Annotated in this window: 12 protein-coding genes; 9 read left to right on the top strand and 3 right to left on the bottom strand. The window is 70.3% G+C overall.

Annotation, left to right across the window (positions count from 1 at the left end):
• The first annotated feature begins 241 nt into the window (after positions 1-241).
• The 8 genes from leuD (at position 242) to ilvD (ending at position 9,553) form a co-directional block, all read left to right on the top strand.
• A complete protein-coding gene (leuD, locus tag ABQJ56_RS14245; protein WP_367845677.1) occupies positions 242-823 on the top strand; it encodes a 3-isopropylmalate dehydratase small subunit in 582 nt (193 codons plus the stop codon).
• Positions 820-1,917, top strand: a complete 1,098-nt coding sequence (gene leuB, locus ABQJ56_RS14240; protein ID WP_367845676.1) for a 3-isopropylmalate dehydrogenase — start codon at positions 820-822, stop codon at positions 1,915-1,917. The genes leuD and leuB overlap by 4 nt, the downstream gene beginning before the upstream one ends.
• Positions 1,918-2,152: 235 nt before the next feature.
• Positions 2,153-3,169 (top strand): ketol-acid reductoisomerase, encoded by a 1,017-nt coding sequence (gene ilvC / locus ABQJ56_RS14235; protein WP_367845675.1) that lies wholly within the window; start codon positions 2,153-2,155, stop codon positions 3,167-3,169.
• A gap of 68 nt (positions 3,170-3,237) precedes the next feature.
• The gene (locus ABQJ56_RS14230) at positions 3,238-3,579 is read left to right on the top strand and encodes a VOC family protein (RefSeq protein WP_367845674.1); all 342 of its coding nucleotides are present in this window, start codon (positions 3,238-3,240) and stop codon (positions 3,577-3,579) included.
• Between the two features lie 245 nt (positions 3,580-3,824).
• Positions 3,825-5,624 (top strand): biosynthetic-type acetolactate synthase large subunit, encoded by a 1,800-nt coding sequence (gene ilvB, locus ABQJ56_RS14225; protein WP_367845711.1) that lies wholly within the window; start codon positions 3,825-3,827, stop codon positions 5,622-5,624.
• Positions 5,625-5,795: 171 nt separating this feature from the next.
• Positions 5,796-6,074, top strand: a complete 279-nt coding sequence (ilvN, locus tag ABQJ56_RS14220; RefSeq protein ID WP_367845673.1) for an acetolactate synthase small subunit — start codon at positions 5,796-5,798, stop codon at positions 6,072-6,074.
• Positions 6,071-7,642 (top strand): threonine ammonia-lyase, biosynthetic, encoded by a 1,572-nt coding sequence (gene ilvA / locus ABQJ56_RS14215; protein ID WP_367845672.1) that lies wholly within the window; start codon positions 6,071-6,073, stop codon positions 7,640-7,642. The genes ilvN and ilvA overlap by 4 nt, the downstream gene beginning before the upstream one ends.
• Before the next feature lie 36 nt (positions 7,643-7,678).
• Positions 7,679-9,553, top strand: coding sequence for a dihydroxy-acid dehydratase (gene ilvD / locus ABQJ56_RS14210; protein WP_367845671.1), 1,875 nt, complete (start codon positions 7,679-7,681; stop codon positions 9,551-9,553).
• A 423-nt stretch (positions 9,554-9,976) separates the two neighbouring features.
• Here the strand turns inward: ilvD and ABQJ56_RS14205 are convergent, their stop codons facing one another.
• Together ABQJ56_RS14205 and ABQJ56_RS14200 are read right to left on the bottom strand one after the other, a co-directional pair.
• A complete protein-coding gene (locus tag ABQJ56_RS14205; protein WP_367845670.1) occupies positions 9,977-10,318 on the bottom strand; it encodes a TfoX/Sxy family protein in 342 nt (113 codons plus the stop codon).
• Between the two features lie 36 nt (positions 10,319-10,354).
• Entirely contained in the window at positions 10,355-10,732 is a 378-nt protein-coding gene (locus ABQJ56_RS14200) for a DUF1304 domain-containing protein (protein ID WP_437343433.1), read from the bottom strand.
• 244 nt (positions 10,733-10,976) lie between these two features.
• On the opposite strand from ABQJ56_RS14200, the gene ABQJ56_RS14195 reads away from it, so the two are divergent.
• The gene (locus ABQJ56_RS14195; RefSeq protein ID WP_367845669.1) at positions 10,977-11,564 is read left to right on the top strand and encodes a hypothetical protein; all 588 of its coding nucleotides are present in this window, start codon (positions 10,977-10,979) and stop codon (positions 11,562-11,564) included.
• Positions 11,565-11,626: 62 nt separating this feature from the next.
• Here ABQJ56_RS14195 and ABQJ56_RS14190 read toward each other — a convergent pair whose 3' ends face one another.
• The gene (locus ABQJ56_RS14190; RefSeq protein ID WP_367845668.1) at positions 11,627-13,642 is read right to left on the bottom strand and encodes a winged helix-turn-helix domain-containing tetratricopeptide repeat protein; all 2,016 of its coding nucleotides are present in this window, start codon (positions 13,640-13,642) and stop codon (positions 11,627-11,629) included.
• Positions 13,643-13,726 lie beyond the last annotated feature (84 nt).

Genomic DNA, 13,726 nt, shown 5'->3' with positions numbered 1-13,726 from the left:
CGGCTTTGAGGAGCGAGGAGAGGGCCGGGGTGAGGGGCCACGCTGGCCTGACTGCCGCATCGAAGCGCGCTTCGATCAGCGCCACGGCGAGCACCCGCCCCTCACCTCAATCCTCTCCCCAAAGGGGAGAGGAGGCGAACGCAACCAGCCTGCCCATGGCAGGCACCCGCCCCTCATCCGCCCCTTCGGGGCACCTTCTCCCCGGCGGGGAGAAGGGAATTTGTCCTTCGGAGATTTTTTAATGCGCCCCGTCACCCGCATCCACTCGCGCACCGCCGTGCTGCCGGACGAGAACATCGACACCGACCGCATCATCCCCGCGCGCTTCCTCACCACCACCACGCGCACGGGCCTGGGCAAGCTGTGCTTCCACGACTGGCGCTACCTGCCGGACGGCAGCGACAACCCCGCCTTCCCGCTCAACCAGCCGGCAGCGAAGGGCTGCGCCATCGTGGTGGCCGGCCGCAACTTCGGCTGCGGCTCCTCGCGCGAGCACGCGCCGTGGGCGCTGCTGGACTACGGCATCCAGGCGGTGCTGTGCAGCGAGATCGCGGACATCTTCCGCAACAACGCACTGAAGAACGGCCTGCTCGCGATCGTGGTTTCCGCCGCCGAACAGCAGTGGCTGCTGGCCAATCCGGGCATCGAGCTGACCATCGACGTGCAGGGCCAGTACATCGCCCTGCCCGACGGCGGGCGCATCAGCTTCGTGCTGGAACCGTTCGCGCGCCACTGCCTGCTGCATGGCGTGGATCAGCTGGGCTACCTGCTGCAGAACGAAAAGTTGATCGCCCACTACGAACAACAGGAGCAAGCCGCATGAAAGCACGCATCGTCACCCTGCCCGGCGACGGCGTCGGCCCCGAAGTCACCGCCGCGGCGGTCGCCGTGCTCGAAGCGGTGGCTACGCACTACGGGCACGAGTTCGCGTTCGACGAACACCTGATCGGCGGCGCCGCCATCGACGCCACCGGCGAACCGCTGCCTGCCGGCGCGCTGCAAGCCTGCAAGGCGTCCGACGCCGTGCTGCTGGGCGCGGTGGGCGGCCCGAAGTGGTCCGATCCGAACGCGAAGGTGCGTCCCGAGCAGGGCCTGCTGGCCCTGCGTGCGGGCCTGGGCGTCTACGCCAACCTGCGCCCGCTCACCGTGCATCCCGCGCTGGCCACGCTGTCGCCGCTGAAGGACGAGAAGCTGAAGGACGTCGACGTGCTGTTCGTGCGCGAGCTGACCGGCGGCGCCTACTTCGGCGCGAAGACCAGGGGCGCCGACTACGCCACCGACGAATGCAGGTACACCGAGGCCGAAGTCGAACGCGTGGCGCGCCGCGCCTTCGAGCTGGCCCGCGCGCGCCGCCGCCATGTCACCTCGGTGGACAAGGCCAACGTGCTGGAAACCTCGCGCCTGTGGCGGCGCACCGTCGCCCACGTGGCCGCCGACTACCCGGACGTGACGCTGGAACACCAGCTGGTCGACTCGATGGCCATGCTGCTGCTGACGCGTCCCGGCAGCTACGACGTGGTGGTCACCGAAAACCTGTTCGGCGACATCCTCACCGACGAGGCCGCCGCGCTGGCCGGTTCGCTGGGCCTGCTGCCCTCGGCTTCGATTGGCGAGGGCCGCACCGGGCTGTACGAGCCGATCCACGGCTCGGCACCCGACATCGCGGGCAAGGGCGTCGCCAACCCGGTCGGCGCCATTCTCTCCACCGCACTGCTGCTGCGGCACTCGCTGCAACTGGAGGCCGAGGCGCTGGCGGTGGAGGCGGCCGTGGACCACGTGCTGCAGCACGGCCCGCGCAGCCGCGACCTCGGCGGCCACGCCGGCACCGCCGACGTGCGCGACGCCGTGCTGGCGGCGCTGGCGGACCGCGCCGGCACCGAGCACGCCTTCTTCGGCGGCGCACGCTCATGCGGCTGAGCACGCACCCGCACCGCCACGGCGGAGGCGCACGCGCCTTCGCCACCCTTGCCCTCCCCTGCGCGCCGTCCGCGGCGCCATCGGCGACGAACGTCCACTCCCCAGCGTGCTTCCGTCGCCGCCCCCTGTCAGACGCCACGGCGTGCGCAGGGGAGGCAATCCACCGTCGCCGCGCGCGACCGCGCCGCACCACCGCCCCACGCATCCACGTCACCGCCAACGAAGGAGTCACCGCATGAGCAGCAGCACCAATGACACGCTGGCCAAGGCCCGCATCGCCGTCCTCGGCTACGGCAGCCAGGGCCGCGCCCACGCCCTCAACCTGCGCGACTCCGGCCTCGATGTCGTGGTCGGCCTGCGCAAGGGCGGCCCCTCGTGGGAGAAGGCGCGCGCCGAAGGCTTCGCCGTGGCCGAGCCGGGCGAGGCGGTGAAGGGCGCCGACCTGGTCGCCGTGCTCACCCCCGACATGGTGCAGCCCAGGCTGTACAGGGAGAGCATCGAGCCGAACATCAGGCCCGGCGCGGCGCTGCTGTTCGCGCACGGCTTCAACGTGCACTTCCAGCAGATCGATCCGCGCAAGGACATCGACGTGATCCTGGTGGCGCCGAAGGGCCCCGGCGCGCTGGTGCGCACCGAATACGAACGCGGCCGCGGCGTGCCCTGCATCTGGGCGGTGCACCAGGACGTGTCCGGCCAGGCCGAGGCGAAGGCGCACGCCTACGCCGACGGCATCGGCGGCGGCCGCGCCATGCTGATCAAGACCGACTTCAAGGAAGAGACCGAGACCGACCTGTTCGGCGAGCAGGCGGTGCTGTGCGGCGGCGCCAGCTCGCTGGTGCAGGCCGGCTTCGAGACCCTGGTCGAGGCCGGCTACCAGCCGGAGATCGCCTACTACGAGGTGCTGCACGAGCTGAAGCTGATCGTCGACCTGTTCTACGAGGGCGGCATCACCCGGATGCTGGAGTTCGTCTCCGAGACCGCGCAGTACGGCGACTACGTCAGCGGCCCGCGCGTGATCGACGCCGGCGTGAAGGAACGCATGAAGGGTGTGCTGAAGGACATCCAGGACGGCACCTTCGCGCGCAACTGGACCGCCGAGTACAACGCCGGCCTGCCGAACTACAAGAAGTTCAAGCAGGCCGACCTGGAGCATCCGATCGAGCAGGTGGGCGCGAAGCTGCGCGCCCGCATGCCGTGGCTGCAGGCCAATGCGCCGAAGCCGGCCGCCGAACCGCTGAAGAAGGTCGGCTGAGGCCGGCACCGGGCCGCGCGCGCATCGCGCGGCCCGCTTTCTGCACACGAACGAACACGAGGTATGCCATGAAACGCTTCCATATCGCCCTGGCCGTCGCCGACCTGGACGCCTCCGTCGCCGACTACAGCAAGCGCCTGGGCCAGCCGCCGCAGGCCCTGGTGTACGGCATCTATGCGATGTGGCGTACCGACAGCCTCAACTTCTCGATCCGCCAGCAGCCCGAGAAAGCCGGCCAGATCTGCCAGCTCGGCTTCGAGGACGACACCGCGCAGGGCTTCAGCAGCGCCACCGACGTGAACGGCATCCCGTGGGAGCGCTTCTCCACGCTGGAGCAGGACCTGCAGATCATCGCCACCTTCGGCGTGCCGGTGCACCCGGCCGTCGAACGCGACCTGATCCGCAACTGACGGGCGGCAGCCCGTCACCCCGGCGCAGGCCGGGGTCCAGTAGCGATAACGCCCGTTCAAGCCAAGCGGCCACTGGATGACCAGCTTCGCTGCTGTGAAGCGCCTCCGGCTTTCGCCGGAATGACGACCAGAGAAAGACCGGACGCCATCGCCCCACCCACCCACAGGAACCCATAGTGACCAGCCCAACGCAGACAGCCATCGCCGCCACCGAAATCGACCAGCACCCGCTCGCCGGCCACGCCATGACCGGCGCGGAGGCGATCGTGCAGGTACTGGCCGACGAAGGCGCGGGCGTGCTGTTCGGCTATTCCGGCGGCGCGATCCTGCCGGTGTACGACGCGGTGTTCCGCTACAACGCCGGGCACGCCACGGCGGATGGCCGCGAGCCGATGCCGCTGATCGTGCCGGCCAACGAGCAGGGCGCGGGCTTCATGGCGGCCGGCTACGCGCGCGCCTCCGGCAAGGTGGGCGTGGCCATCGTCACCTCCGGCCCCGGCGCCACCAACACGGTGACGCCGGTGCGCGACGCGATGGCCGATTCCACGCCGATGGTGGTGGTCTGCGGCCAGGTGGCCACGCCCGCGCTGGGCACCGACGCGTTCCAGGAGGCGCCGGTGAGCAACATCATGGGCGCCTGCGCCAAGCACGTGTTCCTGGTCACCGAGGCCGCGCAACTGGAAGCCACGCTGCGCACCGCGTTCGAGATCGCGCGCAGCGGCCGCCCCGGCCCGGTGGTGGTGGACGTGCCGAAGGACGTGCAGAACGCCGCGCTGCGCTTCGACGGCGCCAGCCGCCTGCCCATCCCCGGCTACCGTGCGCGCCTGCGCACGGTCGAGAACGCGCGGCTGGACGACGATGCCTGCGCCGCCTTCTTCGACGCGCTGATGCAGGCCAGGCGTCCGCTGATCTACGCCGGCGGCGGCGTCATTGCGGCCGAGGCATCGGCGGCGCTGCGCGAATTCGCCGACGCCTTCGGCCTGCCCGTCACCACCACCCTGATGGGCCTGGGCGCCTGCGACAGCACCGCGCCGCTGGCCCTGCACATGCTGGGCATGCACGGCACCGCCTACGCCAACTACGCGGTGGAGGACTGCGACTTCGTGTTCACGCTGGGCGCGCGCTTCGACGACCGCGTCGCCGGCGTGCCCGACAAGTTCGCGCCGCGGGCGAAGTTCATCGCGCAGATCGACATCGACCCCGCCGAGATCGCCAAGGTGAAGGCGGTGGACTGGCACCACATGGGCCAGCTGGCGCCCGCGCTGGAACGCCTCACCACCTACGGCCGCGCCCGCGGCCTGCGGCCGCAGCTCGCGGAATGGCATGCGCACGTCGCCGCGCTGAAGCGCGACCACGCGATGAACTACGACCGCGCCAGCGCGCTGATCCAGCCCTACGCGGTGATCGAGGCGATCAACCGCATCACGCAGGGCCGCGCCATCGTCAGCACCGGCGTGGGCCAGCACCAGATGTGGGCCGCGCAGTACTTCGACTTCAAGGAGCCGCGCCACTGGCTCACCTCAGGCTCGATGGGCACGATGGGCTTCGGCCTGCCCGCGGCGATCGGCGCGCAGTTCGCGCGGCCCGACGCGCTGGTGATCGACATCGACGGCGACGCCAGCATCCGCATGAACCTCGGCGAGATGGAAACCGTCACCACCTACGGCCTGCCGCTGAAGGTGGTGGTGCTCAACAACAGCGGCGACGGCATGGTGCGGCAGTGGCAGAAGCTGTTCTTCAAGAGCCGCTTCTCCGCCTCCGACAAGAGCCTGCACAAGAAGAACTTCGTGCTCGCCGCGCAGGCCGATGGCTTCGCGTGGGCGCGCCGCCTCGACGACAAGGCACGGCTGGAATCCACCATCGCCGACTTCCTCGCGTTCGACGGGGCCGCCTTCCTCGAGGTGGTGATCGACCCCGACGCCGGCGTGTATCCGATGGTGGGCCCGGGCGCGACCTACGCGCAGATGATCACCGGGGATTTCATTGCTTCGCGCCACGCCGCACCGGTCGAGATAAATGAGGTTCCATCGACATCGATGTTCTGAGGCTTTCCCCTTCCCCCTCCGGGGGAAGGTGGCCCGCAGGGCCGGATGAGGGTTCGGCCGAAGCGGGGCGCCTCGCTCCGCCCGAACCCTCACCCGCCTGTCGGCACCCCCTCCCGAAGGGAGAGGGATTCCACCCATGAGGTTCGCGTTGTTGCCATGCGGAGCACTGCCATGAAACACACCCTGTCCATCCTGCTGCAGAACGAATCCGGTGCGCTGGTGCGCGTGGCTGGCCTGTTCGCGGCGCGCCATGTCAACATCGACGCGCTCACGGTGGCGGCCACGCACGATCCGGCGGTGTCGCAGCTGACCCTGGTGTTGCACGGCGACGAAGGCACGCTGCAGCAGATCCTGCGCCAGCTGCGCAAGCTGGTGGACGTGCTGGACGCGAACAGCCTGTCGCTGGTGGGCAGCCGCGACGGCAGCCGGTTGACCGCCACGCCCGCATGAGCCTGCGCTTCGCCACGCGCGAACGGCCATCCGGCGACGCGCCCGCCGACCTCGACCTGCTGCGCCGCACGCTGGCCGCGCGGGTCTACGACGTGGCGCGCGAGACGCCGCTGGAACCCGCCACGCTGCTGTCCGCGCGCCTGGGCGACCGCGTGCTGCTGAAACGCGAGGACCTGCAGCCGGTGTTCTCGTTCAAGCTGCGCGGCGCGTACAACAGGATGGCCGCGCTGGACGCTGCCGAACGCGCGAACGGCGTGATCGCCGCCTCCGCCGGCAACCACGCGCAGGGCGTAGCGCTGGCGGCGGCGAAGCTGGGCATCCGCGCGGTGATCGTGATGCCGGTGACCGCGCCACGGGTGAAGGTGGACGCCGTGCGCCGCTTCGGCGGCGAGTTCGTGGAGGTGCTGCTCACCGGCGACTCCTACAGCGACGCGCAGGCCGCCGCCGCGCGCATCGAGGCCGAGCGCGGCCTGGTGTTCGTGCATCCCTTCGACGACATCGACGTGATCGCCGGCCAGGCCACCGTGGGCATGGAGCTGCTGCGCCAGTTGCCCGCGCCGCCCGAAGCGGTGTTCGTGCCGGTGGGCGGCGGCGGCCTGCTCGCCGGCATCGCCGGCTACATCAAGGCGCTGTCGCCGCAGACCAAGGTGATCGGCGTGCAGGCCGCGGATTCCGACGCGATGGCGCGCTCGCTGGAAACCGGCTCGCGCGTCGCACTCGCCGAGGTGGGCCTGTTCGCCGACGGCACCGCGGTGAAGCAGGTGGGCGCGCTCACCTTCGAACTCTGCCGCCGCCACGTGGACGCGATGCTGCGCGTGGACGGCGACGCGATCTGCGCCGCGATCCGCGACGTCTACCAGGAAACCCGCAGCGTGCCGGAACCCTCCGGCGCGCTGGCACTGGCGGGACTCAAGCAGTACGCCGCCACGCACGGGCTGCGCGACGCCACCCTGGTGGCCATCGTCTCCGGCGCCAACATGAATTTCGAGCGGCTGCGCTTCGTCGCCGAGCGCGCCGAGGCCGGCGAGCAGCGCGAGGCGCTGTTCGCGGTGACGATCCCCGAGGAGCGCGGCAGCTTCCGTCGCTTCTGCGACGCGCTGGGCCGGCGCAGCATCACCGAGTTCAACTACCGCATCGGCGACGCGCGGCAGGCGCACATCTTCGTGGGCGTGCAGACCGCCAGCCGCGACGAACGCGCCGCCGTGGTGGCCGCGTTCCGCGCGCAGGGCTTCGCCGTGCTCGACTTGAGCGACGACGAACTGGCCAAGCTGCACCTGCGCCACATGGTGGGCGGCCGCTCGCCGCTGGCGCAGGACGAACGCCTGTACCGCTTCGACTTCCCCGAGCGCCCCGGCGCGCTGCCCGACTTCCTCGCGCAGCTGCACCCGGACTGGAACATCAGCCTGTTCCACTACCGCAACCACGGCGCCGACCAGGGCCGCATCCTGGTCGGCATCCAGGCGCCGGCCGACGAGCAGGCCGCGCTGCAGCGCTTCCTCGCATCACTCGGCTACCCGCACTGCGACGAAAGCGACAACGCCGCCTACCGCCTGCTGCTGCGCAGCTGACGACACCCCCTATCGATCCCCGGAGCACCAACGTCCATGCCTGCCTACCGTTCCCGCACCACTACCCATGGCCGCAACATGGCCGGCGCGCGCAGCCTGTGGCGCGCCACCGGCATGAAGGACGGCGACTTCGGCAAGCCCATCATCGCGGTCGCGAACAGCTTCACGCAGTTCGTGCCCGGCCACGTGCACCTGAAGGATCTCGGCCAGCTGGTGGCGCGCGAGATCGAGGCGGCCGGCGGCGTGGCCAAGGAGTTCAACACCATCGCGGTGGACGACGGCATCGCCATGGGCCACGGCGGCATGCTGTATTCGCTGCCCTCGCGCGAGCTGATCGCCGACAGCGTGGAGTACATGGTCAATGCGCACTGCGCCGACGCGCTGGTGTGCATCTCCAACTGCGACAAGATCACCCCCGGCATGCTGATGGCCGCGATGCGGCTGAACATCCCCGCGGTGTTCGTCTCCGGCGGCCCGATGGAATCCGGCAAGGCGCTGGTGAAGGGCGCGAAGAAGGCGCTGGATCTGATCGACGCCATGGTGGCCGCCGCCGACGACAGCTACAGCGACGCCGAGGTGGCGACGATGGAACGCTCGGCCTGCCCCACCTGCGGCTCCTGCTCGGGCATGTTCACCGCGAACTCGATGAACTGCCTCACCGAGGCGCTGGGCCTGGCGCTGCCCGGCAACGGCTCGGTGCTGGCCACGCACGCCGACCGCGAGCAGTTGTTCCGCCGCGCCGGCCGCCAGATCGTGGCGCTGGCGCGCCGCTGGTACGAGCAGGACGACGCCAGCGCGCTGCCGCGCAGCATCGCCGACCGCGCCGCGTTCGAGAACGCGATGAGCCTGGACATCGCGATGGGCGGCTCCACCAACACCGTGCTGCACCTGCTGGCGGCCGCGCGCGAAGGCGGCGTGGACTTCGGCATGGCCGACATCGACCGCCTCTCGCGCCGCGTGCCCTGCCTGTGCAAGGTGGCGCCCGCGAAGAGCGACGTGCACATGGAGGACGTGCACCGCGCCGGCGGCATCATGGGCATCCTCGGCGAACTCGACCGTGCGGGCCTGATCGACGCCACGCGCCCCACCGTGCACGCGCCCACGCTGGCCGACGCGCTGGCGCGATGGGACGTGCGGCGCAGCCACGACGAAGCCACCCACCACTTCTACCGCGCCGCCCCCGGCAACGTGCCCACCCAGGTCGCCTTCAGCCAGTCCGCGCGCTGGGAAACGCTGGACACCGACCGCGAGCGCGGCGTGATCCGCTCCGCCGCACACCCCTTCAGCAAGGACGGCGGCCTCGCCGTGCTGTTCGGCAACCTCGCGCCGGAAGGCTGCATCGTGAAGACCGCGGGCGTGGACGAGTCCATCCTCGTCTTCCACGGCACCGCCAGGGTGTACGAAAGCCAGGAGGCCGCGGTGAGCGGCATCCTCGGCAACAAGGTGAAGCCCGGCGACGTGGTGGTGATCCGCTACGAAGGCCCGCGCGGCGGCCCCGGCATGCAGGAGATGCTCTACCCCACCAGCTACCTGAAGTCGAAGGGCCTGGGCAAGGCCTGCGCCCTGATCACCGACGGCCGCTTCTCCGGCGGCACCTCGGGCCTGTCCATCGGCCACGTCTCGCCGGAAGCCGCCGAAGGCGGCCTGATCGCCCTGGTCGAGGACGGCGACCCCATCGCGATCGACATCCCCCACCGCAGCATCCGCCTCGACCTGCCGGAAGAAACCATCGCCGCGCGCCGTGCCGCGATGCAGGCGCGTGGGCGGGCGGCGTGGAAGCCCGTCGATCGCACGCGACCGGTCTCCGTTGCATTGCAGGCTTACGCGGCACTGGCTTCGAATGCAGCGAACGGTGCGGTGCGCGATCTGGGACGGCTGGGCTTGACGCGTGCCGGCGAAACGACCGCCTGATCGCGGCAGCCACCCGGCTTTCGACGCCCGGCCTGCGCCAGCAGGCCGGGCATCGACTCTTCGGCACCGCTCCTGGTCCGACCCGCAGATGCGTCGTCCCCACCGTTCGTCCTGGCGATCCTACGCCACGCGTCCCGCAACGCATGTACTCGCGGTGCGTAGCCCGGCACGGTATCGACGACAGTTGGCGTACAACCCCGTCGCGATTGCCGCGGGTCGAGGTGGCGCGTCGCACCGTGCGCACCGCGATCCGGTTCCGCCGGGTGGCACCGCCAGCCACGACGACGGCTGTCTTGCGGAAGCCGGCGCAGGCTTGTTGCAGGCGACAAGGCCTGAATCACGGGCCGGACGGCGGCGCACCCCGCGGCCACGCCAGTACTGCAGGAGCCTGCGCCGGATTCAACGCAAGAGGCGTCGCACCGGCTACTTGCCGCGCTTGGCCGCCACGGGCTTCCGTGGCTTCGGCACCGGCATCCGCGCCGCCGTCTCGAGCAGCAGACGACGGAGCGCGTCCGAGTCGTCCAGCAACTCGTCGGCCACCGGGTAATCCTTCGCGCCGGGATACGGCGGACGCTGCGGCAGCCCGGGCGCCAGCGTCGCCGCCGCCGCGGAGGGCTTCACGAACAGGCTGTTGTCGCAGGCGAAGGCCACCACCTTGCCGTCCACGTACAGCGCGTACTCGCCGAACATCTTCTTGTACGTGAGCCGGTCGCCGAGCGCGGCCTGTTCGCTCACGTAATCGATGTAATCACTGTCGGTAGCCATGCGTGCGGGAACCTCGGGCCTGGGTCGAATCGGGTTTCATGCCGCCGGAGCCCAGCATGAAAGCAGCACCAGCAACAGCGCCAGCAGGCCGGGAAGCGCCTGCACGTAAAGGATCCTGTGGCTCGCCGTCGCGGCGCCATAGACACCCGCGACGACCACGCACAGCAGGAAGAAGAGCTTGAATTCGCAACCCGCCGCGCCCCGGATCACGCCCCACAGCAAGCCGGCGGCGATGAAGCCGTTGTACAGGCCCTGGTTCGCCGCCAGCACCTTCGTGGCGGCCGCCTGCTCTTTCGACATGCCGAACGCCTTCCTGCCGGCCGGCTTGTCCCAGAGGAACATTTCCAGCACCAGGAAATATCCGTGGAGCAGGGCAACCAGCAGCACCACGATTCCGGAGATTGTCGCCAACATGGTCCGCCTCCGGACAATGAGTTCCAGCCTTCCCCGTCCATTCCCGCGGAACGGGCCGTTGCGTCCTGCCGGCCCGGATGACTGGAAACGGCGGCCGCGTGCCGCTCCCCAAGCTTTCCAAGCGATTTCCTCACGATTGCCCAAGTCCGTCCTCAAGCTTCCGGGCGGCGTCGGGGGCAGGCTGGATGGGCGGCAAGGCCTGCCGCCGACCATTCCATCGTTGCCGAACCGACCGGAGGGGATCATGTCACGCCACACACTCTTCATCGCCATTTCCACGCTCGCGTTGGCGCTTCCGCTCGCCTGCGCGGCGACGCCGGGCGACGCGGCGCCCATGGACATGCACCAGGGCACGGGCGTCAACGGCAATTCGCCCCTGGTGCAGGAAATCCGCAGCGCGACCGCAAAATACAAGGACATCAACGTGGCCCTGCACAAGGAAACCGGCTGGGTGGTCGCCACGCCGTGCGTGAGCGGGCCGGATACCGGCGCCATGGGCGTCCATGTGGTGAACCCGTCGCGCATCGCGGATGGCGTGCTCGACCCGAGCGCGCCGGAAGCGCTCATCTACGAACCGATGCCGGACGGCTCGATGCGCCTGGTGGGCGTGGAGTTCATCGAGGTCGCGGCCGACTGGGCGGCACGCTACCCGGACGGCCCGCCGCCCGAGGTGGCCGGCAACCTGATGAACCTGTTGCAGGTGCCGAACCGCTTCGGCCTGCCGGAGGCCTACTACCTGCACGTGTGGGCCTGGCAGGACAACCCCAAGGGCAGCTTTGCGGACTGGAACACGGACGTGACCTGCGCCATGCAGCCCCTGCCCACGACATGACGGTGCCCCCTTCGCCTCTCCTGCCTGCGGGCAGGGGAGGACCGGGATGGAACGCAACACGATCAGTCGCAGCGCGCGCCGTCGCCGTCGGGCCTGCATTGCGGCGGCCAGCCGTACGCGTTCCAGTAGGCCAGTGTCTTCGTGCGGTGCAGGAAGCCGGAGAACGCCGGGCCCTGCCGGATCGCCGCGTACTCGCGCACCCACAACAGCTTGCCCTCGAACATCCAGGGCTGCTCGAAAAAGCGCAACGCCATCGTCTGGTCGGGTTGCGGCGCCTGCAGCTGCAGCACCAGCGGCGCGGCGCTGGCCTGCTGCGCCGCATGCAGTTTCGCCAGTGCCTGCGGCCACAGCACCGGATCGGCGAGCGCCGCGCTGAAGGCGGCGTACAACGGCTTGCGCGCATAGTTGTCGGGCATGTGCGCGGCGATCGCGTGCGCGCCGGCGAGGTCGTTGCGCCAGACGGCGTTGCGCCAGCGCATTTCGTCGGTCAAGGCGTCGGGCTTGCCGGCCAGGCCCGGCAAGGCGTCGAGATAGGGTCGCGCCTCCGCGTGGCGACCCAGGGTGTCGAGCTGGGTGCCGAGATTGGCGACCGCCCAGTAGCTGAGCGGATCCATCGCATATCCGGCCTGGAACAGGCGCAGCGCCTCCTCGCCGTAGCCGAGCCGCGCCAGGTGCATGCCCACCAGCGAGTTCATGATCGGATCGGTGGGATTGCGCGCCAGCGCCGCGCGCAGTTCCTTCATGCAGTCGTTCCATTCGTCGCGCATGCAGGCCAGCTCGCCGAGTGCGGCATGCGCGTACACGTTGTCGGGATCGATCCGCAGCGCGCGGCTGGCTTCCGGCAGCGCCTGCTGTTCGCGCCCCGGCTCGAAGTGGGTGGCGAGGTTGAGCGCGAGCAGCCCGTGCACCGGCGCGAAATCGGGCGCATGCGCAGCCAGTGCATTCAATGCGAGCTCCGCCTTGCCGTAGTCCGCGTCGTCGGGGTGCGCGAGGAAGATGTGGCGCAGCCGCAGGTATTCGCTGAATACCGCGGGGTCGGGCGGACGGACCGCGACGCGGTCCAGCGGCAGGTGCAGCGCCAGGGCCGACGCCACAGCCTGCGCGATGTCCTGCTGCACGCCGAAGACGTCCTTCATCCGGCGATCGTAGCTCTGCGCCCACACCGTGCGCCCCGACGGCGTCTCGATCAGGCGCAGGTCGATGCGCAACGCAGCGCCGGATTCGCGCAGGCTGCCCTCGATCGCGTGGGTGACATGCAGGCGCTCGGCCAGCTGCGCCGCATCGAGCCCCTGCTCGCGCGCACGCGCGGCCGAGACGCTGGCGATCAGGCGCAGGCCGTCGACGCGCGCGAGCTGCGTGGCCAGTTCCTCGCTCAGGCCGTCGGCGAAGACGTGCTCGCCCCCTTCGTCGCCGATGACGCGCAGCGGCAGCACCACGAGGGTCGGCGGCGACGCAACGGCCGGCTTCGCGGGATTCGTTCGCCACCAAAGCAGGGTGCCGGCGACGGCGACAAGCAGGGTTGCGGCAAGCAGCCGTAGCCTTGGCGACGCCCACGCGGGGCGCCGCGTTACCGGCGCCGCAGGCACGATCGCGGGCGATGCCCCCACCGCCCGCCCCCGCGCGCCGTCTGCAGGCGGCCGCGCCGTGGGCGGATCGTCGGGCTTCGACACCGGCAGCGCCTGCGCCGGCGCCGCACCGATCTCACCGTCCACCGCGGCAGGGTTTTCCGGCGGCGCAACCCGCTGTGCGAAACGCCGCACGGCACCATCGAAGCGGTAGCCGACGCCGTGCAAGGTGTGGATGTAGCGCGTGTGGTTCGCGGTCTCGCCGAGTGCGCGGCGAACCATGGTGACGACGCGATTGAGCACACCGGGCGTGACGCAACGATGCCCCCAGACCGCATCGAGGATCTCGTCACGCGAAAACGCCTTGCCCGGCGCCTGCACCAGCAGCGCGAGCACGTCGAATGCCTTGGGCTCCAGCGCGACGTCGCGGCCGCCCACGCTCACGCGCCTGCCGTCGAGATCGATCTCGACCGCATCGAATGCGACGTACCGAAGTTTCCCCTCGCCCTCCACGTCGGCTTCTTCCGGAACGATGAGGCAGATGGCACACCCAGCGAGCCGCGCCATGGTACGGCAGGCGATCGGGGGTTCGCCAAT

The sequence above is a fragment of the Rhodanobacter geophilus genome, assembly GCF_040812275.1.
Taxonomy (GTDB): domain Bacteria; phylum Pseudomonadota; class Gammaproteobacteria; order Xanthomonadales; family Rhodanobacteraceae; genus Rhodanobacter_A; species Rhodanobacter_A geophilus.
This window is presented reverse-complemented; position numbering and strand designations above follow the sequence as displayed.

Coding starts and splice junctions, on each gene's coding strand:
- leuD (WP_367845677.1), top strand. CDS start 242: ATGCGCCCCGTCACCCGCATCCACTCGCGCACCGCCGTGCTGCCGGAC.
- ABQJ56_RS14200 (WP_437343433.1), bottom strand. CDS start 10,732: ATGTTGGCGACAATCTCCGGAATCGTGGTGCTGCTGGTTGCCCTGCTC.
- ilvB (WP_367845711.1), top strand. CDS start 3,825: ATGACCGGCGCGGAGGCGATCGTGCAGGTACTGGCCGACGAAGGCGCG.
- ilvD (WP_367845671.1), top strand. CDS start 7,679: ATGCCTGCCTACCGTTCCCGCACCACTACCCATGGCCGCAACATGGCC.
- ABQJ56_RS14195 (WP_367845669.1), top strand. CDS start 10,977: ATGTCACGCCACACACTCTTCATCGCCATTTCCACGCTCGCGTTGGCG.
- leuB (WP_367845676.1), top strand. CDS start 820: ATGAAAGCACGCATCGTCACCCTGCCCGGCGACGGCGTCGGCCCCGAA.
- ABQJ56_RS14205 (WP_367845670.1), bottom strand. CDS start 10,318: ATGGCTACCGACAGTGATTACATCGATTACGTGAGCGAACAGGCCGCG.
- ilvC (WP_367845675.1), top strand. CDS start 2,153: ATGAGCAGCAGCACCAATGACACGCTGGCCAAGGCCCGCATCGCCGTC.
- ABQJ56_RS14230 (WP_367845674.1), top strand. CDS start 3,238: ATGAAACGCTTCCATATCGCCCTGGCCGTCGCCGACCTGGACGCCTCC.
- ilvA (WP_367845672.1), top strand. CDS start 6,071: ATGAGCCTGCGCTTCGCCACGCGCGAACGGCCATCCGGCGACGCGCCC.
- ilvN (WP_367845673.1), top strand. CDS start 5,796: ATGAAACACACCCTGTCCATCCTGCTGCAGAACGAATCCGGTGCGCTG.